At 59.0% G+C, this 20,111-nt stretch carries 21 protein-coding genes and 1 pseudogene; 12 read left to right on the plus strand and 10 right to left on the minus strand.

Features of this window, described 5'->3' with window-relative positions; all coding sequences use genetic code 11:
- The first annotated feature begins 18 nt into the window (after positions 1-18).
- The 5 genes from B9Z48_RS12265 (at position 19) to B9Z48_RS21555 (ending at position 2,329) form a co-directional block, all read left to right on the plus strand.
- A complete protein-coding gene (locus tag B9Z48_RS12265; RefSeq protein ID WP_146186277.1) occupies positions 19-276 on the plus strand; it encodes a hypothetical protein in 258 nt (85 codons plus the stop codon).
- 20 nt (positions 277-296) lie between these two features.
- Positions 297-587: a hypothetical protein gene (locus tag B9Z48_RS12270; RefSeq protein WP_108378738.1), complete on the plus strand. Its 291-nt coding sequence runs from the start codon at positions 297-299 to the stop codon at positions 585-587.
- Entirely contained in the window at positions 584-1,378 is a 795-nt protein-coding gene (locus tag B9Z48_RS12275; RefSeq protein WP_108378740.1) for a DUF3800 domain-containing protein, read from the plus strand. Before B9Z48_RS12270 ends, B9Z48_RS12275 begins: the two co-directional genes overlap by 4 nt.
- Before the next feature lie 218 nt (positions 1,379-1,596).
- Positions 1,597-2,124, plus strand: a complete 528-nt coding sequence (locus tag B9Z48_RS12280; RefSeq protein WP_108378869.1) for an HD domain-containing protein — start codon at positions 1,597-1,599, stop codon at positions 2,122-2,124.
- 46 nt (positions 2,125-2,170) lie between these two features.
- Positions 2,171-2,329 (plus strand): hypothetical protein, encoded by a 159-nt coding sequence (locus B9Z48_RS21555; RefSeq protein WP_158273258.1) that lies wholly within the window; start codon positions 2,171-2,173, stop codon positions 2,327-2,329.
- 85 nt (positions 2,330-2,414) lie between these two features.
- Here B9Z48_RS21555 and B9Z48_RS12285 read toward each other — a convergent pair whose 3' ends face one another.
- Both B9Z48_RS12285 and B9Z48_RS12290 read right to left on the minus strand, forming a co-directional pair.
- Entirely contained in the window at positions 2,415-2,693 is a 279-nt protein-coding gene (locus tag B9Z48_RS12285) for a virulence factor (RefSeq protein ID WP_108378742.1), read from the minus strand.
- Positions 2,693-2,893, minus strand: a complete 201-nt coding sequence (locus B9Z48_RS12290) for a DUF5397 domain-containing protein (protein ID WP_089956689.1) — start codon at positions 2,891-2,893, stop codon at positions 2,693-2,695. The genes B9Z48_RS12285 and B9Z48_RS12290 overlap by 1 nt, the downstream gene beginning before the upstream one ends.
- A gap of 65 nt (positions 2,894-2,958) precedes the next feature.
- Between B9Z48_RS12290 and B9Z48_RS12295 the strand changes: the two genes are divergently transcribed.
- The 7 genes and pseudogenes from B9Z48_RS12295 (at position 2,959) to B9Z48_RS12325 (ending at position 12,139) form a co-directional block, all read left to right on the plus strand.
- Complete coding sequence (locus tag B9Z48_RS12295; protein WP_108378871.1) at positions 2,959-3,486, plus strand: HD domain-containing protein; 528 nt, start codon at positions 2,959-2,961, stop codon at positions 3,484-3,486.
- A gap of 137 nt (positions 3,487-3,623) precedes the next feature.
- Entirely contained in the window at positions 3,624-3,905 is a 282-nt protein-coding gene (locus tag B9Z48_RS12300) for a hypothetical protein (protein WP_108378744.1), read from the plus strand.
- A gap of 68 nt (positions 3,906-3,973) precedes the next feature.
- Positions 3,974-4,165: a hypothetical protein gene (locus B9Z48_RS12305; RefSeq protein WP_089956698.1), complete on the plus strand. Its 192-nt coding sequence runs from the start codon at positions 3,974-3,976 to the stop codon at positions 4,163-4,165.
- A gap of 73 nt (positions 4,166-4,238) precedes the next feature.
- Positions 4,239-4,616: a hypothetical protein gene (locus tag B9Z48_RS12310; RefSeq protein WP_089956701.1), complete on the plus strand. Its 378-nt coding sequence runs from the start codon at positions 4,239-4,241 to the stop codon at positions 4,614-4,616.
- A 304-nt stretch (positions 4,617-4,920) separates the two neighbouring features.
- The gene (locus B9Z48_RS12315; RefSeq protein ID WP_108378746.1) at positions 4,921-6,585 is read left to right on the plus strand and encodes an RNA-binding domain-containing protein; all 1,665 of its coding nucleotides are present in this window, start codon (positions 4,921-4,923) and stop codon (positions 6,583-6,585) included.
- Positions 6,586-7,136: 551 nt separating this feature from the next.
- Positions 7,137-7,247, plus strand: a pseudogene (locus B9Z48_RS21830) (phosphohydrolase); the annotation flags it as partial.
- A gap of 128 nt (positions 7,248-7,375) precedes the next feature.
- The gene (locus B9Z48_RS12325) at positions 7,376-12,139 is read left to right on the plus strand and encodes a DUF3320 domain-containing protein (protein WP_108378748.1); all 4,764 of its coding nucleotides are present in this window, start codon (positions 7,376-7,378) and stop codon (positions 12,137-12,139) included.
- 1,023 nt (positions 12,140-13,162) lie between these two features.
- On the opposite strand, the gene B9Z48_RS12330 is transcribed toward B9Z48_RS12325, so the two are convergent.
- The 8 genes from B9Z48_RS12330 to puhA are packed head-to-tail and all read right to left on the minus strand — an operon-like array spanning position 13,163 to position 20,110.
- Positions 13,163-13,612 (minus strand): BLUF domain-containing protein, encoded by a 450-nt coding sequence (locus B9Z48_RS12330; protein WP_089956712.1) that lies wholly within the window; start codon positions 13,610-13,612, stop codon positions 13,163-13,165.
- 13 nt (positions 13,613-13,625) lie between these two features.
- On the minus strand, positions 13,626-14,714 hold the full coding sequence (locus tag B9Z48_RS12335; RefSeq protein WP_108378750.1) for a phytoene/squalene synthase family protein: 1,089 nt from the start codon (positions 14,712-14,714) through the stop codon (positions 13,626-13,628).
- On the minus strand, positions 14,701-16,272 hold the full coding sequence (locus tag B9Z48_RS12340) for a phytoene desaturase (protein ID WP_199233510.1): 1,572 nt from the start codon (positions 16,270-16,272) through the stop codon (positions 14,701-14,703). Before B9Z48_RS12340 ends, B9Z48_RS12335 begins: the two co-directional genes overlap by 14 nt.
- Before the next feature lie 8 nt (positions 16,273-16,280).
- Positions 16,281-17,066, minus strand: coding sequence for a putative photosynthetic complex assembly protein PuhE (gene puhE / locus B9Z48_RS12345; protein ID WP_108378752.1), 786 nt, complete (start codon positions 17,064-17,066; stop codon positions 16,281-16,283).
- Positions 17,060-18,142: a magnesium-protoporphyrin IX monomethyl ester (oxidative) cyclase gene (gene acsF, locus B9Z48_RS12350; protein ID WP_108378754.1), complete on the minus strand. Its 1,083-nt coding sequence runs from the start codon at positions 18,140-18,142 to the stop codon at positions 17,060-17,062. Before acsF ends, puhE begins: the two co-directional genes overlap by 7 nt.
- 29 nt (positions 18,143-18,171) lie before the next feature.
- Positions 18,172-18,687, minus strand: a complete 516-nt coding sequence (gene puhC / locus B9Z48_RS12355; protein ID WP_108378756.1) for a photosynthetic complex assembly protein PuhC — start codon at positions 18,685-18,687, stop codon at positions 18,172-18,174.
- Complete coding sequence (puhB, locus tag B9Z48_RS12360; protein WP_108378758.1) at positions 18,684-19,349, minus strand: photosynthetic complex putative assembly protein PuhB; 666 nt, start codon at positions 19,347-19,349, stop codon at positions 18,684-18,686. The genes puhC and puhB overlap by 4 nt, the downstream gene beginning before the upstream one ends.
- A complete protein-coding gene (gene puhA / locus B9Z48_RS12365; RefSeq protein WP_108378760.1) occupies positions 19,346-20,110 on the minus strand; it encodes a photosynthetic reaction center subunit H in 765 nt (254 codons plus the stop codon). The genes puhB and puhA overlap by 4 nt, the downstream gene beginning before the upstream one ends.
- Position 20,111: the final 1 nt, after the last annotated feature.

A 20,111-nucleotide genomic window follows, 5' to 3' on the forward strand; every position in this document is an offset into this window, starting at 1 on the left:
TCCAAGCTATTTCGGTGGATGGACGTAGTTGGATTTTTATTGGCTGGCTTGGGCGCTTTACTCATTCTTGCCTCAGTGGCTTTCACAGGAGTCGTTAAAAATGGCGATGCCTTTGATGATGATGACGAGGTAGATCAATATATTTTTGAAATGAAGGCTAAAAAAATTTGGCTACGCGAGGTCGTATGGTGGTTGATTAAAAAAGGCAATACATGGTTTTTGTTTATTTCTTCGGTCGGTTTTCTTTTGCAAATTCCTGAAAAGTTTTGGAAATAATTTTTTGATTTGAGCTTGTGATGACCAAAGAAAGTGACTTGAGACAATTCCAAGCCTTGGCCGCGCAACTGGCCACCACCCGAGCCCAAGTCAAGGCCCACGGCGGCTTTATGGGCGACCGTGATCTGCACCAATGCCCCGCCTGCAGCCTGATGGAGGATGTGCTCTGTGGCGGCAAGTTGGTGACCTGTTGGCACCTATCAGCCCAGCCCGTGGATACGGGTTTGCTCTTCAAAGAGGTTGGTGCCGAACAGCTGGCTTGCCCAGGTTGTGGGTGTGTGTCATTGGCACTGGAAACGGATATTGAATGACCGCCAGCTTTGTCGCCTACGTAGACGAATCGGGAGACGAGGGTTTTAAGTTCCTGCCCAATGAGAAGGGCAGCTCGCGTTGGTTTGTTCTGTCGGCCATGGTCATTCGCAAGGAAAACGACCTGCAAGTGGTGCAACTGGCCCGACAGGCCCGCGAGTTGTTAAAGAAGGATGCCAAAAAGGCCCTGCATTTCCGTGAGTTGAGGCACGAGCAACGCGTGCCCTTGGCGCGGTTGATCGGCGATGCCCCTGTTCGCACGGTCAGCGTCTTGGTGCACAAGCCGTCCATCAGCGAGCCAGAGGTGTTTCAGCAACAGCCTTACGCGCTTTACCACTACGCCACTCGTTTGCTGGTCGAGCGGGTGTCATGGTTGTGCCGCGATCACTACCGTACTGGCCAAGGGGATGGCACGGTCGAGATGGTCTTTTCCAACCGCAGCGCCATGTCTTACGACAACTTGCGTGGGTATTTGAGCAAGCTCAAGCTCGGGCAGGCGGGCAGTGATGTGCGAGTGGATTGGAGCGTGGTAGACCCTCAGCGCATTCGTGCAGTCAACCATGACCAGTTGGCTGGATTGCAACTGGCCGATGCCGTGGCTTCCGGGGTGTTCTTTTCAGTGCATCGCAATCCGTATGGCGATTACGAAGACCGCTATTTGCGCCTGATGGGTAAAACCATTTATCGCAACAAGGGAACTGTGGACGGCTATGGGCTGAAGCTGTGGTGCGCTGATCCTGCAGAAACTGCCCGTGTGTTGCAGGCGGCATGTGCAGTGCGGCAGTCTGGGTAATTGATGCACCCAAAAAAAAGCCCGCCGATGCGGGCATTTGAAAAAAGTGCAGGTCCTGAGTTCGAGGGGTCCACCCGTTCGGGCTGTTGCCATGGCTGGCAACCTCTACAAGTCTCACGCTCACCTGCGCAGATGATTTTAGTAGAAAACTTAAATCCGATGCCTATAACTTTGTAACCCGTTGAAAGAACAGACCCATGAAAACTCCCCCCCACCCCCTGGCCGCTCTGCTCCAAGCCGTGGCCTTTGCTGCCGACAAGCACCGCAACCAAAGGCGCAAAGACGCCGATGCATCGCCCTACATCAACCACCCGATTGCGCTGGCCAATGTGTTGGCCAACGAGGGCGGCGTGCAGGATGTGTCGGTGCTGTGCGCCGCAGTGCTGCACGACACCATCGAGGACACCGAGACCACGGCCGAAGAGCTGCGGGACTTGTTTGGCGATCAGGTGGCGTCTGTGGTGCTGGAGGTGACCGACGACAAGTTGCTCGAAAAATTGGTGCGCAAGCAGATGCAGATCGAGCACGCGCCACACATTTCGCCCCAGGCCAAGTTGGTCAAGCTGGCCGACAAGATCAGCAATGTGCGCGACATCCTGGCCTCGCCACCCGCCGATTGGTCGCCCGAGCGCAAACAGGCTTACTTTGACTGGGCCGCCGCCGTGGTCGCAGGTCTGCGCGGTGTGCACCCGGGGCTGGAGGCGGTGTTTGATGACTTGTATGCGCGTAGGTTGGGCTTGGGGTGAAGCGACGGATTCGTCACGAGGTTCGTGACAAATTGGGCTTTTTGGCATGGATGTCGGATCAATGGCCTGCAGCATTCAGGTGGTGGTGTGGCTGGCCGTGCGCACCGAGTGGTATGTGCTGCTGGCCTTGCAGGCCACCGATGTGGTGGCGTCGCTGGTGGTGTCTTTGCAGGCCAATGGCCAAGATGTGTATGTGAATCGGTGAGGCGATTGTCGCGACACTGTGGCAACAATTGAAGAAGCAATCAAGGGGATGGAGATTGCGAACAGCGGATTAACTGTTGTTTAGATTAAGACTTGACGACAGGTGTGAAGTCTGACCATTGTTCAATTCTGAAGGCACGAATATCACGCACAGACTTCGGGAACCAAGGACGGGCACGCAAAGATTGAATTGCAAGAAACAGATTAGCCATGTCTTCGTTGTCGTTGACATACAAACTGCCTTGTACCCTTCGGAACCCGTGCTCTGCGAGAATGGCGCCGATTTCTGTGTAAGCCTGAGTAACCCCCTTGGGGTGATGAGTTTCGGTATCAGCAACCACCAGATCGAAAGCTACTGCGTACATCAGTGCGCCTCCGGATCATCGGACAGGTGTGTCAGACGGTATTCGGCCTTTTCGCCTGTTTCCACCATGGTGACTTCAATCATCCAGTCGCCATCATCCAAAGGATGTAGCGCTTGGCCAACCTCATACTTGGGCCCGAAAGGCCCGAAGCTCTTGATCTTGCCAACCGGAATGGATGGCGGCGCGGCAGCTACTTGCATAACAGTTCTCCCTCAAATAAACCCAATTGAATGATAGTCTAACCATGATCAACACCCCCAATCCCTTGGCCACTCTGATCCAAGCCGTGGCCTTTGCCGCCGACAAGCACCGCAACCAAAGGCGCAAAGACGCAGAGGCTTCGCCCTACATCAACCACCCGATTGCGCTGGCGAATGTGCTGGCCAACGAGGGCGGCGTGCAGGATGTGACGGTGTTGTGCGCCGCCGTGCTGCACGACACCATCGAAGACACCGAGACCACGGCCGAGGAGCTGCGGGCCTTGTTTGGCGATCAGGTGGCGTCTGTGGTGCTGGAGGTGACCGACGACAAGTTGCTCGACAAGGCGGTGCGCAAGCAGCTGCAGATCGAGCACGCGCCACACATCTCGCTCCAGGCCAAGTTGGTCAAGCTGGCCGACAAGATCAGCAATCTGCGCGACATCCTGGCCTCGCCACCCGCCGACTGGTCGCCCGAGCGCAAACAGGCCTACTTTGACTGGGCCGCCGCCGTGGTCGCAGGTTTGCGCGGCGTGCACCCGGGGCTGGAGGCGGTGTTTGATGGCTTGTATGCGCGGAGGTTGGGCTTGGGTTGAAGCGACGGATTCGTCACGAGGTTCGTGACGAATACATATCGGTCCCTACCCCATCAACCTTGATCACTGCACAGGAAAAATCTCAAAAAGACCCATTAAGTATTCATAAAATCACGGGCAAACACCAAGGAAAGCCAATGTTAGACCCCGACGACATGAACGAACTGAAAGCCCTGGTCGCGCAACTGGCCGACATCCAAGCCCAAGTCAAGGCGCAAGGCGGCTTTGTGGCAGACCGCGATCTGCACCAATGCCCCGCCTGCGGCCTGATGGAGGATGTGCTCTATGGCGGCAAGCTGGTGACTTATTGGCGGCAATCGGCCCAGCCCGTGGACACGGGTTTGCGTTTCAAAGAAGTCGGGGCCGATCAACTGGCTTGCCCGTGTTGTGGGTATGTGTCGTATGCCGAGGGTGTTTGATGCACAAGCCCGGTGCTCCCTACAGTTTGTGTCGATGGCGTCGACACCATTTGATTGAAAGCCGCTGCATGACCAACAAACCTCTCACACCTGCCTTGCCTGTCTCGGTGGTGATTCGCGCCGATGAGGATGTGGTCATCCCGATTGATGTGGCCGAGCATGCCTTTGAGGGCGTCTGGCGGCCAGAGGCTGGGCAGTACGTGACGGGCTCGCTTGGGTTGCAGGCGTATGCCTTGGGTTTGGAGAAGTCGCCCACATGAGCCGTGCTGTCCCTGGCGTCTTTGATGCCCCCCATGACCGCCATTTTTTGATAACTCTTCAATTGGAAACCCCATGAAATCCATCCCTCTTTTGATCATCCCTTTTGCGATCTACAACTTTTTCGTGTTTGCGGGCATTGACTTTATTGACGTGAAGTTTTTTGACTTGTCCAGCACCGCTGCTTTGACGGGCGGCGGTGTGCTGTTGTTGGTGGGCGTGTTGCTGCTGTGCATCGACATCATCAAAACCGCTTTGTTCGCACGCGGCTCGGTGACCGAGCAATTGCTGTCCATCGTGTTGCTGCTGGCGTGCAGCATTCAGGTGGTCATTTGGCCCGAGGTGCGGACCCAGTGGTATGTGCTGCTGCTGGCCTTGCAAGCCGCCGATGTGGTGGCCTCGCTGGTGGTGTCTTTGCAGGCCAATGGCAAAGATGTGTATGTGAGTCGGTGAGGCGGTTCGGTTCAATGCGATGGGTGGTGGTCTGCGGGGCTGATCGCAACGAGGGCGTCGCTCCTGCAAATACCCCGTAACGGATGGTTTTTTGCCTTTGTAGGAGCCCCGCCCTCGGGGCGATGGGTGGTGGTCTGCGAGGCATGCTTGTTGCCGGGTTTGATGGGCGGATCAGCCGACTTCGATTCCAGTGTTTCTCGTAAGATGCTGACCATTCAAAGGATGTTCCAAGATCAAAAATCGCCAATATTTTTGGCGTTTTTTGTTTCCTTTAAAACTACTATTTTCAAGGATGAGGTCACACATGAACCCAACTGCGTTAAGCGCCGTGCTGGATGAACTGATGGCCACTTGGGAAAACGAGGTGGTCGAGTTCAAGCAGGCGGGCCATGACTACGACACCGACAAGATCGGTGAGTATTTCTCTGCCTTGGCCAACGAGGCCAATTTGCGTGGTGTGGACCGGGCGTGGCTGGTGTTTGGCGTGAACAACAAAACCCGCAGTGTGATGGGCACCGATTACAGGCCAGAGCCTGAGCGTTTGCAGAGCCTGAAGGCCCAGATTGCCGACAGCACAGAGCCCAGCATCACGTTGCGCAACATCCATGTGCTGCAACACGCCGCCGGCCGCGTGGTGCTGATGGAGGTTCCGCCCGCCCCAAGGGGCATGCCCATTGCCTGGAAGGGCCACTACTACGCCAGAGCGGGTGAAAGCCGTACATCCTTGGGTTTGGACAAGCTCGACGAAATTCGCCAGCAAACGCTGATGACGGATTGGACGGCTCAGCTGGTGCCCGGTGCCACGTTGGCACATTTAGACGCGCCCGCTTTGCAGTTAGCACGCAACGCTTTTGCAAAAAAGTACGCCAACCGTTTTGCCACCGGAGAGGTGATGGCCTGGCCAGTGGCTGTGTTTTTAGAACGTGCGCACTTGTTGCGCGATGGCCAGATTACGCGGGGCACTTTGCTGTTATTGGGCAAATCAACGTCTGCGCATTTGCTTTCGCCACACCCCGCGCAACTGACCTGGAAGCTGGAAGGGCCAGAGCGTGCCTACGAGCATTTTGGCTTGCCGTTTTTGGTGGCGACGAGTGAGTTGTATCAACGCATACGCAATGTTCAGGTTCGCATCCTGCCGGACAACGTGTTGATTCCGGTGGAGGTGTCCAAGTACGACCAGCGTGTGGTGCTGGAGGCTTTGCACAACTGCATTGCGCACCAAGACTACAGCCGCTGTGGCCGCATTGTGGTGACTGAAACCCCTGCCACCTTGGTGTTTGAGAACGAGGGGCAGTTTTTTGAAGGCCATCCCGATGATTACATTGCGGGCAACAAAACACCCCGCCGTTACCGCAACCCGTTTTTAGCCCAGGCCATGGCCGAGCTGAACATGATCGACACCATGGGCTACGGCATTCACTGGATGCACCGGGAGCAAGCCCGCCGCTATTTCCCCATGCCCGACTACGACCTGAGCGAAGCAGGGGTGGTGCGCATGACGGTGTATGGCAGCGTGGTGGATTTGTCGTATAGCCGTCTTTTGATCCAAAAGACGGATTTGCCTTTGGCCGATGTGTTGGCCTTGGATCGGGTGCAGAAAAAGCTGCCCATTCCCACGGAAGCGGCCGACCGCCTGCGCAAATCCGGCTTGATTGAGGGGCGCAAGCCCAATTTTCATGTGGCCGCGCACATTGCCAAGGCCACGGGCAGCGTGGCAGCCTACCTGCGCACTCGTGGGCAAGACGACGCTTTCTACCTCAAACAGATCACCGACTACTTGGCGGTGAACGGCGAAGCCAGTCGTGCCGACATCAACCAATTGCTGCTGAACAAACTCAGCGACGCTCTTAGCGATGGGCAGAAGTACACCAAGGTGAGCAATTTGCTGGGCAAGTTGCGCCGCCGGGGGGCAATTGTGAATGTGGGGTCGGACGCTGCACCACGCTGGCAATTGATCCAGATGAATTAGAGATTTGCAGAGAAAAATGAGAGATTTGCCGAGAGATTTTCAATTATTCCCAATGAAATCAATAACTTATTTCGTTCGGCATACATCTCAAAACCATGTAACTGAAGAGAGGTTGCAGAGAAAAAAAGAAACACTTGTGGAGCCTGAAACCGTTTTGAGGCTCCACAAAACAGTTTGTGGCGTTTACAGACTCCACAAACGCTGGCAAAAAGTAATCGCTCAATGAAGATCAAGTTCAAAACCCAGGCCTCCCAATAGGCCCCCGTGAAGGCGGTTGTGGATTGCTTTGCGGCTCCGGCTTCATCTGTGCGCGAAGATCAGAAAATTTCTGAGCCATGGGTCTTGCCTTCCTTTCGAAGTTGCTCCAAGTGTTCGTCATCAAGACGTTTTAGATTCTGAGGAAAAGGCCTGGTTCATGCGGCTTTGAGAACCATGTCGATGTGCATGGACGAGTAAGGACAGACCACCCCGCCAGACTCAGTGCGCTCCAGCAGCCCCAAATCAGCCAGCGCCACCACGTCTCCTGCACGCGCTTGACGTCGCGGTCCACCAAGCAGGCCAATTTCGACTGGGCCGCCGCCGTGGTTGCTGGTCAGCGCGGCGTGCATCCGGGGTTGGAGGCGGTGTTTGATGGCTTGTATGCGCGGAGGTTGACTGTGTAAGCGAAGAGTCAAATCGGGTCCTTTAACCCTGCTGCGCAAGGCCATAGGTTTTGACGTAATTTGTTGGCTTGGGGCTTGCTTTCTCAACAATAGTATTCTTCGGGCTTGCCAAAACCTACCCGCCCAAAATGAGCCAAGACATTCACGCCAAGTTGCAAACCAGTCGCAAAGAGTTGCTTGACATTGGTTTGCGCAACAACCTGATCAGTTTCAAGAAGAACGCCAAAAATTTAGCCATTGTTCAGCGGTTGGGCACCGAGGTTTTTGAGGCGTTGTATGTGGCCGAAAAAGCCTTGGGTTTTGTGGGCATGGCCAAGACGGCGCAAGCCAAAATCGCCGATGCGGGCGACTCGCTCGAAGAGGGTCAGGCGCAAGACCAAGAGTTGCTGGAAGAGCTGAGTCTGGCCGAGGAGCCGGTGGCTGCACCCGATGTGGCCACTGAGGGTGCGGGCAGCACGCGTCGTGCGCCCGCGCAGATGTTGCAAACCGCGCTGGAGTCTGAGCGCCTGTTTTTGCAGCTGCTCAAGATGCAGGCTGAGGCCAAGACTTTTGTGGAGGAGCAAGGCGTCAACATCTTGTTTCTGGCGGTAGGTTTTTTGCATTGGTACGAAAGCGAAAGCGCCTCCGAGGCACGGCGTGCGCCCTTGGTGCTGGTGCCGGTCAGGCTGGAGCGGGCGTCTGCACAAGACCGTTACAAGGCCGCTTACACCGGTGACGACTTGGTGTTCAATTTGTCGCTGGCCGCCAAGATGCGCAGCGATTTCGGGATTCAACTGCCCGAGGTGGACCCCGAGGCCGAGATGGATGTGGCGGCATTGCAGCGCTACATGGCGGATGTGCAAAGTGCCGTGAGTCCCCAGCCGCGCTGGTCTGTGCAGCCCGACGACATGGTGTTGGGGTTTTTCTCATTCGGCAAGTTCTTGATGTTCAAGGATTTGGACCCGCAAAGCTGGCCCGCTGACAGTGCGCCCGCCAGTCACCCGCTGATCGGGCGCTTGATGGGGCAGGGCTTTGGCGATGCACAAGCGGCGTTTGACGAGGATGTACGCATTGACACGGTGATTGCGCCGGGCGAGGTGCATTTCGTCAAGGATGCAGACAGCAGCCAGACGCAGGCGATTTTGGAGGTGCGGGCGGGCTCCAACCTGGTGATTCAGGGGCCGCCGGGCACGGGCAAGTCGCAGACCATCACCAACTTGATCGCCGAGCTGACCAGCCAGGGCAAGTCGGTTTTGTTTGTGTCAGAAAAAATGGCGGCGTTGGAGGTGGTCAAGCGTCGCTTGGACGAGTGCCATTTGGGCGATGCGGTTTTGGAGCTGCACAGCCAACGCGCCACCAAGACGTCGGTGCTGGCCGAGCTGCGGCGCTCGTTGGAGCAAGGCAAGCCCTTGAACGACAGTGGCCAGCGTGACATCGAGAGCCTGCGCGTGGTGCAGGAGCAGCTCAACCGGTATTGCGATGCGGTCAGCGCCAATGTGGGCGCGAGTGGCTTGCCTTTTTTGGTGGTGCTGGGGCATTACCTGCGCTGCAAGCGTGAGTGGCCGATGTTGTCACCTTTGGCGTTTGCACCCATGGCGGCGTGGACGCAAGACCATTTCCATACACAGCGTGAAAAGTTGCAGGCGCTGGCGCTGCAGGTCAAGGCCATGGGCCGGCCGGATGGCAATCCTTTTTGGGGATCGGAGCGCACTTACCTCACACCCATTGAAGAAAACGAAGCCGCCGTGGCCTTGGCGCAGGCGCTTTCGCATGTTCAAGCGCTGCAGGCCCACGCGACGGCTTTGTCGCAGCGCCTGATGCTGGGCCAACCGGCCACGCTCCAGGACATGGCCGTGGTGTGCCGTGCAGCTCGCCGGGCGCAAGAGGCGCCCAAGCTGACAGGGGTGCATTTGTCGACGCAAGACTGGCAGTTGCGCCGCGATGCTTTGCTCGCCCTGTTGGCGGCTGGGCAGGCGATGAGCCAATTGCATTCGGCGTTTGCGCCGCGCTTGATCGATCTGGCCTGGGAAAAGGATTTGTTGTCTGTGCGGCAGGCCTTGCTCAGCCACGGCAGCAAATGGTGGCGCTTTTTGTCGAGCGAGTTCAGGGCGGCCAAAGGGCAGCTTCAAGCGTTGGCCAAAACAGAGTTGCCCAAGGCCGTGCCCGAGATGTTGGCCATGGTGGATGCGGTGCTGGCGTACCAGCAGCATCAAAAGGTGTTCGACCAGCACCAGGGTTTGGGCCAGGCTTTGCTGGGTGCGCAGTGGCAGGGGGTGCAGTCCGATTGGCCGGTGCTGCAGCGCATCACCGAATGGGTGATGGTGTTGCACGACGATTTGGGGCGAGGCACTTTGCCTGCGGGCATCGTGGACTTTTTGGCGGGTCATGCCGATGCGGCGGGTTTGGGGGCGATGGCCGACGAGGTGCAAGCGGGCACGGCGCAGCTGCAGGGGGTGTTGGGCCAGGTGCGCGTCATCCTGGGGCTGGCGTCTAAAGGGGTGGCAGAGGTGGGTGAAGGGGTGGGTGCAGATTTGCAGACCACGCCTTTGCCGGACTTGGCGGCGCAATTGCAGAAGTGGCAAGCCTCGCTGGCCGATCTGTACCAGGTGGCCCGATTCAATGCTTTGGCAGGGCAGGTGCGCGAGGCCACGCTGGGCGCATTTGCAGATTGGGCGGTCCGCTGCGAGCAGGCGGAGCAGATCACGGCCTTGTTGGATCTGACTTGGTATTCGGGCTTGATTCAGGGGGTGTATGCGAGCGAGCCTTTACTGCAGCGCTTTGACCGCATTCAGCACGAACACCAAATTGAGCGTTTCAGGGCCTTGGACTTGGCGTCCATGCAGCATGCGCAAACGCAGTTGGCTGCGCAGGTTTGGGCCCGAAAGCCAAGCTTGGGGCAGCCGGGTGAGATGGCGGTTTTGCGCACCGAGCTCAACAAAAAGCGCAAACATTTGCCCATTCGGCAGTTGATGGCGCAAGCGGGCCGGGCCATTCAGCAGATCAAACCCGTGTTCATGATGAGCCCGATGTCGATTGCCAATTTTTTGCCGCCGGGCAAGATGTCATTTGATGTGGTGATCTTTGACGAAGCCTCGCAGGTCAAGGCGGTGGACGCGTTCGGGGCCATCATGCGGGGCAAGCAGTTGGTGGTGGTGGGGGACGACCGTCAAATGCCGCCGACTGATTTTTTTGGGCGCGAGATGGATCTGGACGACGAAGAGAGCAGCACCGCCGACATTGAGAGCATTTTGAGTCTGTGCAAGGTGGCCGGTTGCCCAGAGCGTTACTTGCGCTGGCATTACCGCAGCCGACACGAGTCTTTGATCGCGGTGTCCAATGCCGAGTTTTACGAGAGCAAGCTGGTGATTTTCCCGAGTGCGGGCACCAACGCATTGGCCAGTGGCATTCACCTGACGCATTTGCCTGAAACGGTGTACGACCGGGGCCGCACCCGCACCAACAAGGAAGAGGCCAAGGCCGTGGCGCAAGCCGTGATGGCGCATGCACTGAGCCAGCCACACATGACGCTGGGCGTGGCCGCTTTCAGCGTGGCGCAGCGCGACTTGATCAGTGTCGAGGTGGAGTTGCTGCGTCGCAAAACACCCGAGGCCGAGGCCTTTTTCTCTCGCCATCCGAACGAGCCGTTCTTTGTCAAAAACCTGGAGAACATCCAAGGCGATGAGCGCGATTCGATTTTTATCAGCGTGGGCTACGGGCGCAACGAGTCGGGCCGGGTGGCCAAAGAGTTTGGGCCGCTGAACAAGGACGGCGGGCACCGCCGTCTGAATGTGTTGATCACCCGGGCCAAGATGGTGATGCGGGTCTTCAGCAACTTCAAGGCCGATGAACTGGAGCTGGATGCAACGGCCAAGCACGGTGTGCGTGCCCTGAAAAACTTTTTGAAATTTGCGGAAACGCGTGAGCTGGAAGTGGCTCAGGAAACAGGGCGGGGTGTGGATTCGCCCTTCGAGTCCGAGGTGCTGTCCGCCCTGCGTTCCTTGGGCTACAACGTCGAGCCGCAGGTCGGGACAGCGGGTTATTTCATTGACATGGCGGTCCGTCATCCGGATTTGCCGGGCCGTTATCTGTTGGCCATTGAGTGCGATGGTGCGGCCTATCACAGCTCCCGTTCCGCCCGCGACCGTGACCGTTTGCGCCAGGCTGTGCTCGAAGGTTTGGGTTGGACGTTCCACCGTATCTGGAGCACAGACTGGTTCCGCAACCGTCAGCAAGAAATTGAGCGGGTTGTGGCCGCGATTGAGGCGGCCCAATTGGCGGCCGACCAAGAACAGCCCCTGCAAACCAGCATGCCCGCCGCGGTGCCGCATGTGATTGCACGGGACAGCACGGAAGCGCCCGCCGCTTCGAGTTTTGCCGTGCCGTATCTGAAGGCACAGCTGCCGTCTGTGCTGGATGTGCAGATGCACCAGGTGGGGGTTGTAGCGCTGGGCCAAATGATGGCCAAGGTGGTGAGCGTTGAGGGGCCTGTGCACTTGGCCGAAGTCACGCGCCGCTTGATGGAGGCGTTTGGCATTGTGCGGGCCGGGGCTCGAATCGCTTCGTCGGTGCAGGATGCCGTCAACGAAGGTCAGCGACGTCAGTGGGTGGAATTGCGGGGCGAATTTTTGTATGAGCCGGGCAAGTTTGATTTTGTGGTGCGTGACCGCTCTGCTTGGCCCAGCGCCGAGCGCAAAATCGAATGGGTGGCCCCCGAGGAGATAGACGCCGCTTTGCTCGAGTCTTTGCGCTTGGGTTTTTCACTCAGCAGGCAAGACGCTGCAGGCGCCGCCATCGAGATGCTGGGTTTTGGACGCTCCACGCAAAGAATAGCCGCCGCAGTGGACGAACGTTTGGACCACTTGATCACGACGCAACGGGCCACCTTGAAAGCGGGCATGGTGTTTTTGGTGTAGCACGCGCCATGGGCACCCCTTTGCAGCCTCGAAAGCAGGTCAAATCTGCGACCTGATTGCAGCCTCCAAATTCACGTTTGATGGTGGGTTCGGTGGCTTTTTTCTGTCGCACATTTGGGAATACTGCCTCGTCAATTTGGGAATTTGGGTGCCCCTTAAAGGTGATGGTCTTTGCAAAGTGCAGATAAGCGTTTTTACAAACGGAGGCCTTTGCTGACCACTGAATCAACAATTTGCGTGACATCTTGACCGTGTCAGACACCGACGGATCCCCCGAGCACAAGTAGGCCGACTTTGACTGGGCAGCCACCGTGGTGGCTGACCTGTGCGGCGTGCACTTGGGGCTGGGGGCGGTGTTTGATGGGCTGTCAGTGCGGAAGTTGGGTTGGGTTGATGCGGCGAATTCGCCAAGAGGGGGGTGGCGAATGGGCTTGGATCGGCGTTCAAACCTTGCCCAAGCACTGTGTTCAAATTTGTCTCGCAGGCTGCGGGGAAAATTCAATGGACACCAGAAGGTGACCCTAAGAATTTTTGGATTGATCCGGCCCATTGAAGTCTTGAACGGTATTCGAGGCATTGATTTTTTTGTGGGGTCTGCCCCTTTGGTTGATGGGCTTGGAACACGCCCTTGGCGTTGACCGAGAAATGCACGGCTGAAAAATTTTGAAAAATCGGACAGACATGAACCCATCGCCTCGGGGGCGTGGCCCCACAAAATCCGGGTTCTGGTATTGGGCGGGGTCTTACAAAATGCGGGGTCTACCCAAGTAGGAGCGACGCCCTCGTCGCGATAACCTTCGCAGACCACCACCCATCGCCCCGGGGGCGGGGCTCCTACAAAATGCGGGGCATTTCCCCATGTAGGAGCGACGCCCTCGTCGCGAAAAGCCTCGCAGACCACCACCCATCGCCCCGGGGGCGGGGCTCCTACAAAATGCAGGGTCTTCCCATGTAGGAGCGACGCCCTCGTCGCGATCACCTTCGCAGACCACCACCCATCTCCCCGGGGGCGGGGCGCCTACATCAAGCTTTGCTGGCAGGCAAGCGGATGGGGTGTCCGGTTTCGAGCAAGTCGAGCATTTGTTGCATGACCTGTGGGCCTGGTGCCGAGTAGGGGTCGAAGTCTGGGTGTTGCAGTCTGACCATGGGGTCGTCGACCGACAGGTGCACGAGTGCCATGGACCATTCGCCAAAGCGCCGTTCGTTGATCTCTTCGTAGTGGCGCAGTTCCACGTCTTGGTGTCGTGTGTCGGCACAGATGCGGCGGTACAGGGCGTTGACACGGCCGCGTTCGCCTTCGAGCACTTGAAAGAAAAAACCTTGTCCTTGGCACAGCACACCCGTGATGCCCATGTCCGGGTTGTTTTGGTGGGCTTGTTGCAAGATGGTGGTGGTCATCGTGGTGGTTTGAGGCCCCGCTGCCCGGCTGACGTACAGAAGTCGCACATTGATGCGGTGGCTGCGAACTCTCATGGGTTCTTTCTCATCAGTTTTGTTTCATGGCGTTGCGGTCCAGGCGCTCGTTTTCGCGTCGCTCAAACAAGTCCAGCATCCAGGCCACGCGCTGGGGCATGGCGCGGTTTGGAAAATACGCTTTGTTGCCGGTTTGTTGGGTCGCATCGCGGCAACCCTGCACCAGGCCCACAATGGCGGCCAGTGGCTCGGGGCTGTGCTCGCTCACACGAATCCAGTGCACCTGAGTCCAGGCGCTGGCCAACAGCATGAGTTTGCGTGTGGTGCTGACCACGGTGCGCTTGTTCACCGAGTCCAGGCCTTCGCGGCGCAGCTGGTGGCCAATTTCGGCATAGATCATGCTGGCTGCGCAAATGGCGGCGCGGCAGTCGGGCGGCAGGGCGGCGATGCCCGAGTGGGCCTGCTTGTAGAGGCGGTCCGCCTCGTCCAGCAAACGCGCCACCACAACGGCGATGGCGGGTGTGAACGTGGGCTGGGCCATCCAGGCCTCGGGCTGAACACCGGCCTCGATCAGCCAGCGACGCGGCAGGTACAGGCGGCCAATGCTGGCGTCGTGCCCCACGTCGCGGGCAATGTTGGTGAGCTGCATGGCCACCCCCAACTCGCAGGCGCGGGCCAGGGTGTCCATGCTTTGCGGGCCCATGATCCAGCTCATCATCGCGCCCACGCTGCCCGCCACACGGGCGCCATAGGCGTGCAGGTCTTCAATGCTGTCATAGGTGCGGCCACCGGCATCCCAGGCAAAGCCTTCAATGAGGGCGTCCAGCAAATGGCGTGGCAGTTTGTATTGCTGCACCACCAAGCTCAGGGCGTGGTCTTCGACGTGGTCGCTGGGGGTGCCGGCATAAATCGCGTCCAGCCGTGCTTGCAACACATCGAGCGGGGTATCGCCTGCTGCCGCTTCGTCCACCAAATCGTCGGCCACACGGCAAAACGCATACAAGGCGATGGCCGCGATGCGGACGCGAGGCGGCAACAAACGGCTGGCGGCAAAAAAGGTTTTGGAGCCGCCTTGCATCATGGCCACGCAGGCTTGCAGGTCGTTCGAGTCGAAGTTCAACTCCGTGTTGGCCACGGGGGCATCGCGTTCAGACCTTGACATGGGGGACCACCGTTTCTAAAGCTTTGGCAGACATGAGCACACCGGGCACGCCCGCACCCGGGTGGGTGCTGGCACCCACCACAAACAGGCCCGGCACATCCTCACTGCGGTTGTGGGGGCGGAACCAGGCGCTTTGCAGCAGCAGAGGTTCCAGACCAAAGCCCGCGCCTTTGTAGGACCACAAGTTGTCCTGAAAATCCTGCGGCGTGCTGACCTTGCTGGTCACGATGCAGTCGCGCAGACCGGGCAACACGCTGGCTTCCAGGCTCTCGGCAATGGCGGCGCGGTAGGTCTCGGCAAAGGCGGGCCAGTCGGTGCCGCTGTCCAGGTGCGGCACGGGCGAGAGCACATAAAAGGTATCGCAGCCCTCAGGTGCCAGCGAGGGGTCGGTCGCGGTGGGGCGGTGCAAATACAGGCTGAAGTCTTCGGCGAGTTTGTGCTTGTTGAAGATGTCTTGCAGCAGGCCTTTGTAGCGCGGACCCAGCACCATCATGTGGTGCGGCACGTCTTTGTACTGGCGCGAGGTGCCGAAGTACCAGACAAACAAGCCCATGGAGTATTTGCCGTTGGCAATCTTGCGGTCGGTCCACACGCGGCGGTGCTCAGGCGCGACCAGGTTTTTGTAGGTCCAGGCGGTGTCGCCGTTGCTCACCACGATATCGGCGGGCACGAACTCACCGTTTTGCAGTTCGACGCCGCAGGCGCGGCCGTTTTCAATGCGGATTTGTGTGACGGGTGCGTTGCAGCGCAGCGGTACGCCGCGCTCCTCCAGCAAGCTGACTAGGCCTTTCACAATCGCCCCGGTGCCGCCCATGGCCGAGTGCACGCCCCAAGTGCGTTCCAACGAGTTGATGAGGGCGTAGGCGCAGGTCACAGCAAAGGGGTTGCCGCCGATCAGCAGTGGGTGAAAGCTCATCACGATGCGCAGCTTGTCGTTGCGCATGTGTTTGGCCACCAGGCTGTACAGGCTGCGCCAAGCGCCCATGCGCAAGAAGTCGGGGATGGCGGCCATCAGGTCGCTGACCTTGTCAAATGCCATGTCGCCCATGCCTTCAAAACCCAGGGTTTTGCAGCGCTCGGCTTCTTCCAAAAAGCGTTCGTAGCCGGGCAAGTCATCGGGTTCAAAGCGGGCCACTTCGGCGCGCATGTGCTCGGGGTCGCCGTTGTAGTCGAACCAGGTGCCGTCTGCAAAACGCACGCGGTAAAACGGGTCCATGGCCACCAGCTTCACGTCGTCCGCAAAGCTTTTGCCGCACAGCGCCCACAACTCTTCGAGCAAAAACGGCGCGGTGATGATGGTGGGGCCCGCATCAAAGGTGAAGCCGTCCTGGTGGTGCACATAGGCACGTCCACCGGGGGCATCGAGTTTTTCAAAGACTTTGACCTCGTAGCCTTTGACGCTCAGGCGGATCGCTGCGGCCAGCCCGCCAAAGCCGCTGCCAATGACCACCGCCACCGGACGCTGGCGCAGCTTGGACGGGTTGCCCAGCTCTGGGCCTTGCGGCGAGACGGGGATGCCGAAACCTTCGGTGCGGTAAGCATGGGTGGTGGTGTTCATGGGGGCCTTCAAGGGGGTGTGGTCAAAGCCGGTTTGGTGGTCTGGCCCATGGCCCAACCCCACAGCCGCTCCAGTGGCCAAGGAAAAATCATGATGATGTGTTCAACGATCGCGAGGCCCAGCAGCGTGGCCAGCATGACCCAGCCGGTGGTGATGGCCACCGCGCCTTGCTGGGCCAGCCAGACCAGCCAGAACCAGGTGCCCATGGCCACACCCATCGACAGCACAAACCACAGCGACATGCCGCTGGTGGTGCGGAAATAACTGGCGAGGTATTTGAGGTGGGCAGGCAGGTATTGCTCACCGTTTTGTGGCACGCCAAAAAACAGATTCAGTTTGGCCGACAGGCGCATGAACCACAGCAAGGCATAGGTGCAAATGGCCACATGGCTGGGCTGTCCTTCTTGCATCCACCAGAGCACGGCAAAGTTGGCCAGCAAGCCCAGCTCGTGGTAGAGCATGACCTGCACCGATTGCACAAAACGAGGCCAACCCGTGGTGCCGGGATCTAATGGGATTTTGCGTGGGCCGGTGATCCAGCCGGTCAAAAAAGCCAGCTCGTGCCAGCCCCACATCACAATCACGCTGCCAAAGGCGAGGTAAGCGTTGAACACGCTGACCTCTTTCATGCTGTGGGCCACGCCCCAAAAACTCAAAGCCAACAGCACCGTCCAGCCGGCCAGGCTGAAACGGAAGCTTCGTGCAGGCAAGCGGTCAAGCCACAAGATCACGCCCGTGCCGAGCCACCAGCTCAGGGCCGTGAAAACGCAGGCCCAAACGACTTCAGTCACCATGCCGGTTCCATGCGGACCTGAGGCGACAGGTCTTGTTGAATCACGGGCATGAAGTACAGGCGGGCAAAGGTGGCGGCGGCTTTGACGGCGCACACGCCTTGCTGCAGTTTGCCGACGACTCCGCCCCGGGCCTTGGCTTTGGCCATGGCTTGTGACAGGGCAAAAAGGCGCTCCAGGCCCCGGCGGAAGTCAGGGTTGTCGGTGTCCAAGGCCAGAGGGAAGACCTGCTTGGTGATCTCGGTGGTGATGCGGAACACCTGGTAGTCGTATTCACTCGAATCCAGGCCCATGGCTTCGTGCAGCATGGGGCGGGTGTGGTCGCGCACGTACATGGTGGCGTACACGGCCAGCAAGAAAAAGCGAATCCAGAGCTTGTTGCCGCCGCTGAGCAACTTGGGGTTGGCGCGCATGATCAGGGCGAACGATTCGCCATGGCGGAACTCGTCGTTGCACCACAGCTCGAACCAGCGAAAGATGGGGTGAAAGCGTTTTTCGGGATGCTTTTCGAGCTGGCGGAAGATGGTGATGTAGCGTGCGTAGCCGATTTTTTCGGACAAGTAGGTCGCGTAGTAAATGTATTTGGGCTTGAAGAAGGTGTACTTCTTGGTGCGCTTCAAGTTGCCCAGGTCGATGCCCAGATTGAAGTCGCGCAGCGACAGGTTGATGAAGCCTGCATGGCGCGATTCGTCGCGCGCCAAGTAGGTCATCAGCTGCTTGATGTCGGGGTTGGTGACGTTCTTGCGGATCTCGTTGTAGAGCACACATCCGGAAAATTCCGACGTGAGCGAGCTCACCAAAAAGTCCATGAACTCCTGGCGCATCTCGGGCGAGAGGCTGGCCATGCCCGCGGCCACTTCGCCTGCAAACGCCTCGTCGCGCTGGAAGTGGTCGTGGTTGTTGTCGCCCTCGTATTCGGCCATCATCTTGTCCCACTCGGCACGCACCGGCTCGATGTTGATGCGGTCCATCACAGCGAAGTCGGTGGTGTAAAAACGCGGGCTGATCATGTCGTCGTGCACGGCCTTTTTGTTGGCGTCTTCAGCGGTTTTGATGGTGTGGACAGCGGTGGCGGTCATGGTGTTCTCCGGTGCGGGTTCAATCAGGTTCAGCGGGGCGTGTTGGCCAACGATGTTTTGATGGGCGTGGGGTTTTGCCCTGCCAGTCTGAGACTGGCGAACACCGCAGCGTTGCTGGGGCCAAAGGACTCCAAGTCAATGCGCTGGCCGGTGCTGGGGTCTTGCAGGGTCATGCGGCCATCGGTGCGGCCGATCAACAAAAAGGGGGCGTCGCCACTGAGACTTTCGCGGTGACGTTCACGGGCCAGTGCCCGCAAGGTGCTGCGCAAAAAGCCTTGCTCGCCACTGAAACGTGCCACTTGCTGGCCGGTTCGGTGGTCCAACACGGCGATGTCGCCGCCGGCCACGTCGCGAAACTGCAGGTCGCGCTGCCACTGCACGGCAGCGTCAGGGGTGCGTGGGTCCAAGCCTGACCAGCGGGCCAGGCCCACGGCCACCAGCATGGCCAGCAGCATCACGCCGATCCAGGCCATGGGCCGGTTCAGGCCTGGGGTCTGTGGGGCTTGGCGGTTGCGCTGCCAGTCGTGTTGGGGCAGGGTGCTCATGCCAGCATGCCGTGGTTGGGTGTGTGGGGCTGATTGACCGGCGCGGTTGCAGGCGAATCGCCCAAGTGCAGGCTTTGGCCCGCACGTTCGGCACGCCACAGGTTCAGCAGTTGCTCGCCGACTTGTTGGCTGTCAGGCACGCAGCGCAAGGTGGGTTGGGGCTGTGTCACATGCCAAGCGCGTTGGTGCGGCCACAGGTGGGCCCAACCGATGCGGTCTTCGGGGTGCAAGGCCAGCGCGATGTCGCCCGTGCCCGCGCCTTGCGTCTTGAGTGACGCCCCTGCGATGCGTTTGAAGGGCAGGTTGAAGGTCAGCGTGAGCACGATGCCAATGCGCATGACCACGCGCTTGTTGGTGAGGGTGTAGAGCGTGCTGCGTGCCGACATCCAGGCCGTGCCCAAGAGCAGGGCCAAGGCCAGGGCGTAGAGGCTGGCGGCCACAACCAGAGGTTTCCAATCCACCCGTCCCTCGGGTGCCGTCAGGTTGATGGCCTGCACCGCGAGCATGAGCGCGAAGTACAGCGCGACCTTGCGCACATGGAAGGCATGGATGGCCAGGCGTTTCCAGTCGGGTGCGCCCTGCCAGACCACGCGCTCTCCCGGAGGCAGGGCGCTGGGCAGGCCGGGGGCGGCTTCCCACTCGTGTTCGTGGGTGGCTTTCATATGATGGGTTCCTGACGCTCAGGGGTGGCGTACAAGGTGCCCGCGCCGTAATAGGCGGTGATTTTTTCTTCTTCGAGCAAGGTGATTTGCTCGTTCGATTTGGTTTGCGGCACGTTCACAAACTGGTGGCCCAAAATGGCCTGTACATGGGTGCCGTCTTTCTTGATGCGTGCAAAGGTCATGGGCAGCAGCACGCGTTTGTCGGAGCCTGCCAGTTGCACTTCGGCGTAACGGAACATCATCTCCATGCGGTCGACCCACAGGTCCACCACGGTGCCGGCCACGACCTTGTCCGCGCCCCAGACGGGCAAACCACGCGGGTCCACGTCTTTTTTGGCCACAGAGTGGTCAGCCGCCACGCGCAGTGGCACGATTTTGGGGTGACCGTGCGGGTCTGCGTCGGGGATGTCGGCACGCATGGCCCAAGCGCCTGGGCCAACGCCCGCCAACAGCGGGTCGCCCACGGGCTCCAGTGGGGCGCCATTCCAGCCGTGTATGGGCTGAGCGCTGTACTCACCATCTGGGCGTGCCAAATCGGGAGACAAGTAGGTGTGACCGTCTTGTGTCTTGAAGGTCTTGGGCTCGGGCACGGGTGGCCAGCCTTCGATCTTGGGGCCGTTTTCGCGGCCCGAATCCATGGGGTAACCCTCGCGGTGGTTCTCACGCAAGAGGTAATAAATCAGCCCCGCAAAGAATGCCCAGAACATGTACAAAACGATTTGGGCCACATCGATGTACTGTGTGATTGCGCCTGTTTCCATG

Origin of the sequence: Limnohabitans sp. WS1 (genome assembly GCF_003063265.1) — a bacterium.
In the GTDB taxonomy this organism is placed as follows: Bacteria; Pseudomonadota; Gammaproteobacteria; order Burkholderiales; family Burkholderiaceae_C; genus Limnohabitans_A.

Excerpts from the sequence above, each read along its gene's own strand:
- B9Z48_RS12265 (WP_146186277.1), top strand. The coding sequence starts at position 19 with ATGGACGTAGTTGGATTTTTATTGGCTGGCTTGGGCGCTTTACTCATT.
- B9Z48_RS12270 (WP_108378738.1), top strand. The coding sequence starts at position 297 with ATGACCAAAGAAAGTGACTTGAGACAATTCCAAGCCTTGGCCGCGCAA.
- B9Z48_RS12275 (WP_108378740.1), top strand. The coding sequence starts at position 584 with ATGACCGCCAGCTTTGTCGCCTACGTAGACGAATCGGGAGACGAGGGT.
- B9Z48_RS21555 (WP_158273258.1), top strand. The coding sequence starts at position 2,171 with ATGGATGTCGGATCAATGGCCTGCAGCATTCAGGTGGTGGTGTGGCTG.
- B9Z48_RS12285 (WP_108378742.1), bottom strand. The coding sequence starts at position 2,693 with ATGTACGCAGTAGCTTTCGATCTGGTGGTTGCTGATACCGAAACTCAT.
- B9Z48_RS12290 (WP_089956689.1), bottom strand. The coding sequence starts at position 2,893 with ATGCAAGTAGCTGCCGCGCCGCCATCCATTCCGGTTGGCAAGATCAAG.
- B9Z48_RS12300 (WP_108378744.1), top strand. The coding sequence starts at position 3,624 with ATGTTAGACCCCGACGACATGAACGAACTGAAAGCCCTGGTCGCGCAA.
- B9Z48_RS12305 (WP_089956698.1), top strand. The coding sequence starts at position 3,974 with ATGACCAACAAACCTCTCACACCTGCCTTGCCTGTCTCGGTGGTGATT.
- B9Z48_RS12310 (WP_089956701.1), top strand. The coding sequence starts at position 4,239 with ATGAAATCCATCCCTCTTTTGATCATCCCTTTTGCGATCTACAACTTT.
- B9Z48_RS12315 (WP_108378746.1), top strand. The coding sequence starts at position 4,921 with ATGAACCCAACTGCGTTAAGCGCCGTGCTGGATGAACTGATGGCCACT.
- B9Z48_RS12325 (WP_108378748.1), top strand. The coding sequence starts at position 7,376 with ATGAGCCAAGACATTCACGCCAAGTTGCAAACCAGTCGCAAAGAGTTG.
- B9Z48_RS12330 (WP_089956712.1), bottom strand. The coding sequence starts at position 13,612 with ATGAGAGTTCGCAGCCACCGCATCAATGTGCGACTTCTGTACGTCAGC.
- B9Z48_RS12335 (WP_108378750.1), bottom strand. The coding sequence starts at position 14,714 with ATGTCAAGGTCTGAACGCGATGCCCCCGTGGCCAACACGGAGTTGAAC.
- B9Z48_RS12340 (WP_199233510.1), bottom strand. The coding sequence starts at position 16,272 with ATGAACACCACCACCCATGCTTACCGCACCGAAGGTTTCGGCATCCCC.
- puhE (WP_108378752.1), bottom strand. The coding sequence starts at position 17,066 with ATGGTGACTGAAGTCGTTTGGGCCTGCGTTTTCACGGCCCTGAGCTGG.
- acsF (WP_108378754.1), bottom strand. The coding sequence starts at position 18,142 with ATGACCGCCACCGCTGTCCACACCATCAAAACCGCTGAAGACGCCAAC.
- puhC (WP_108378756.1), bottom strand. The coding sequence starts at position 18,687 with ATGAGCACCCTGCCCCAACACGACTGGCAGCGCAACCGCCAAGCCCCA.
- puhB (WP_108378758.1), bottom strand. The coding sequence starts at position 19,349 with ATGAAAGCCACCCACGAACACGAGTGGGAAGCCGCCCCCGGCCTGCCC.
- puhA (WP_108378760.1), bottom strand. The coding sequence starts at position 20,110 with ATGGAAACAGGCGCAATCACACAGTACATCGATGTGGCCCAAATCGTT.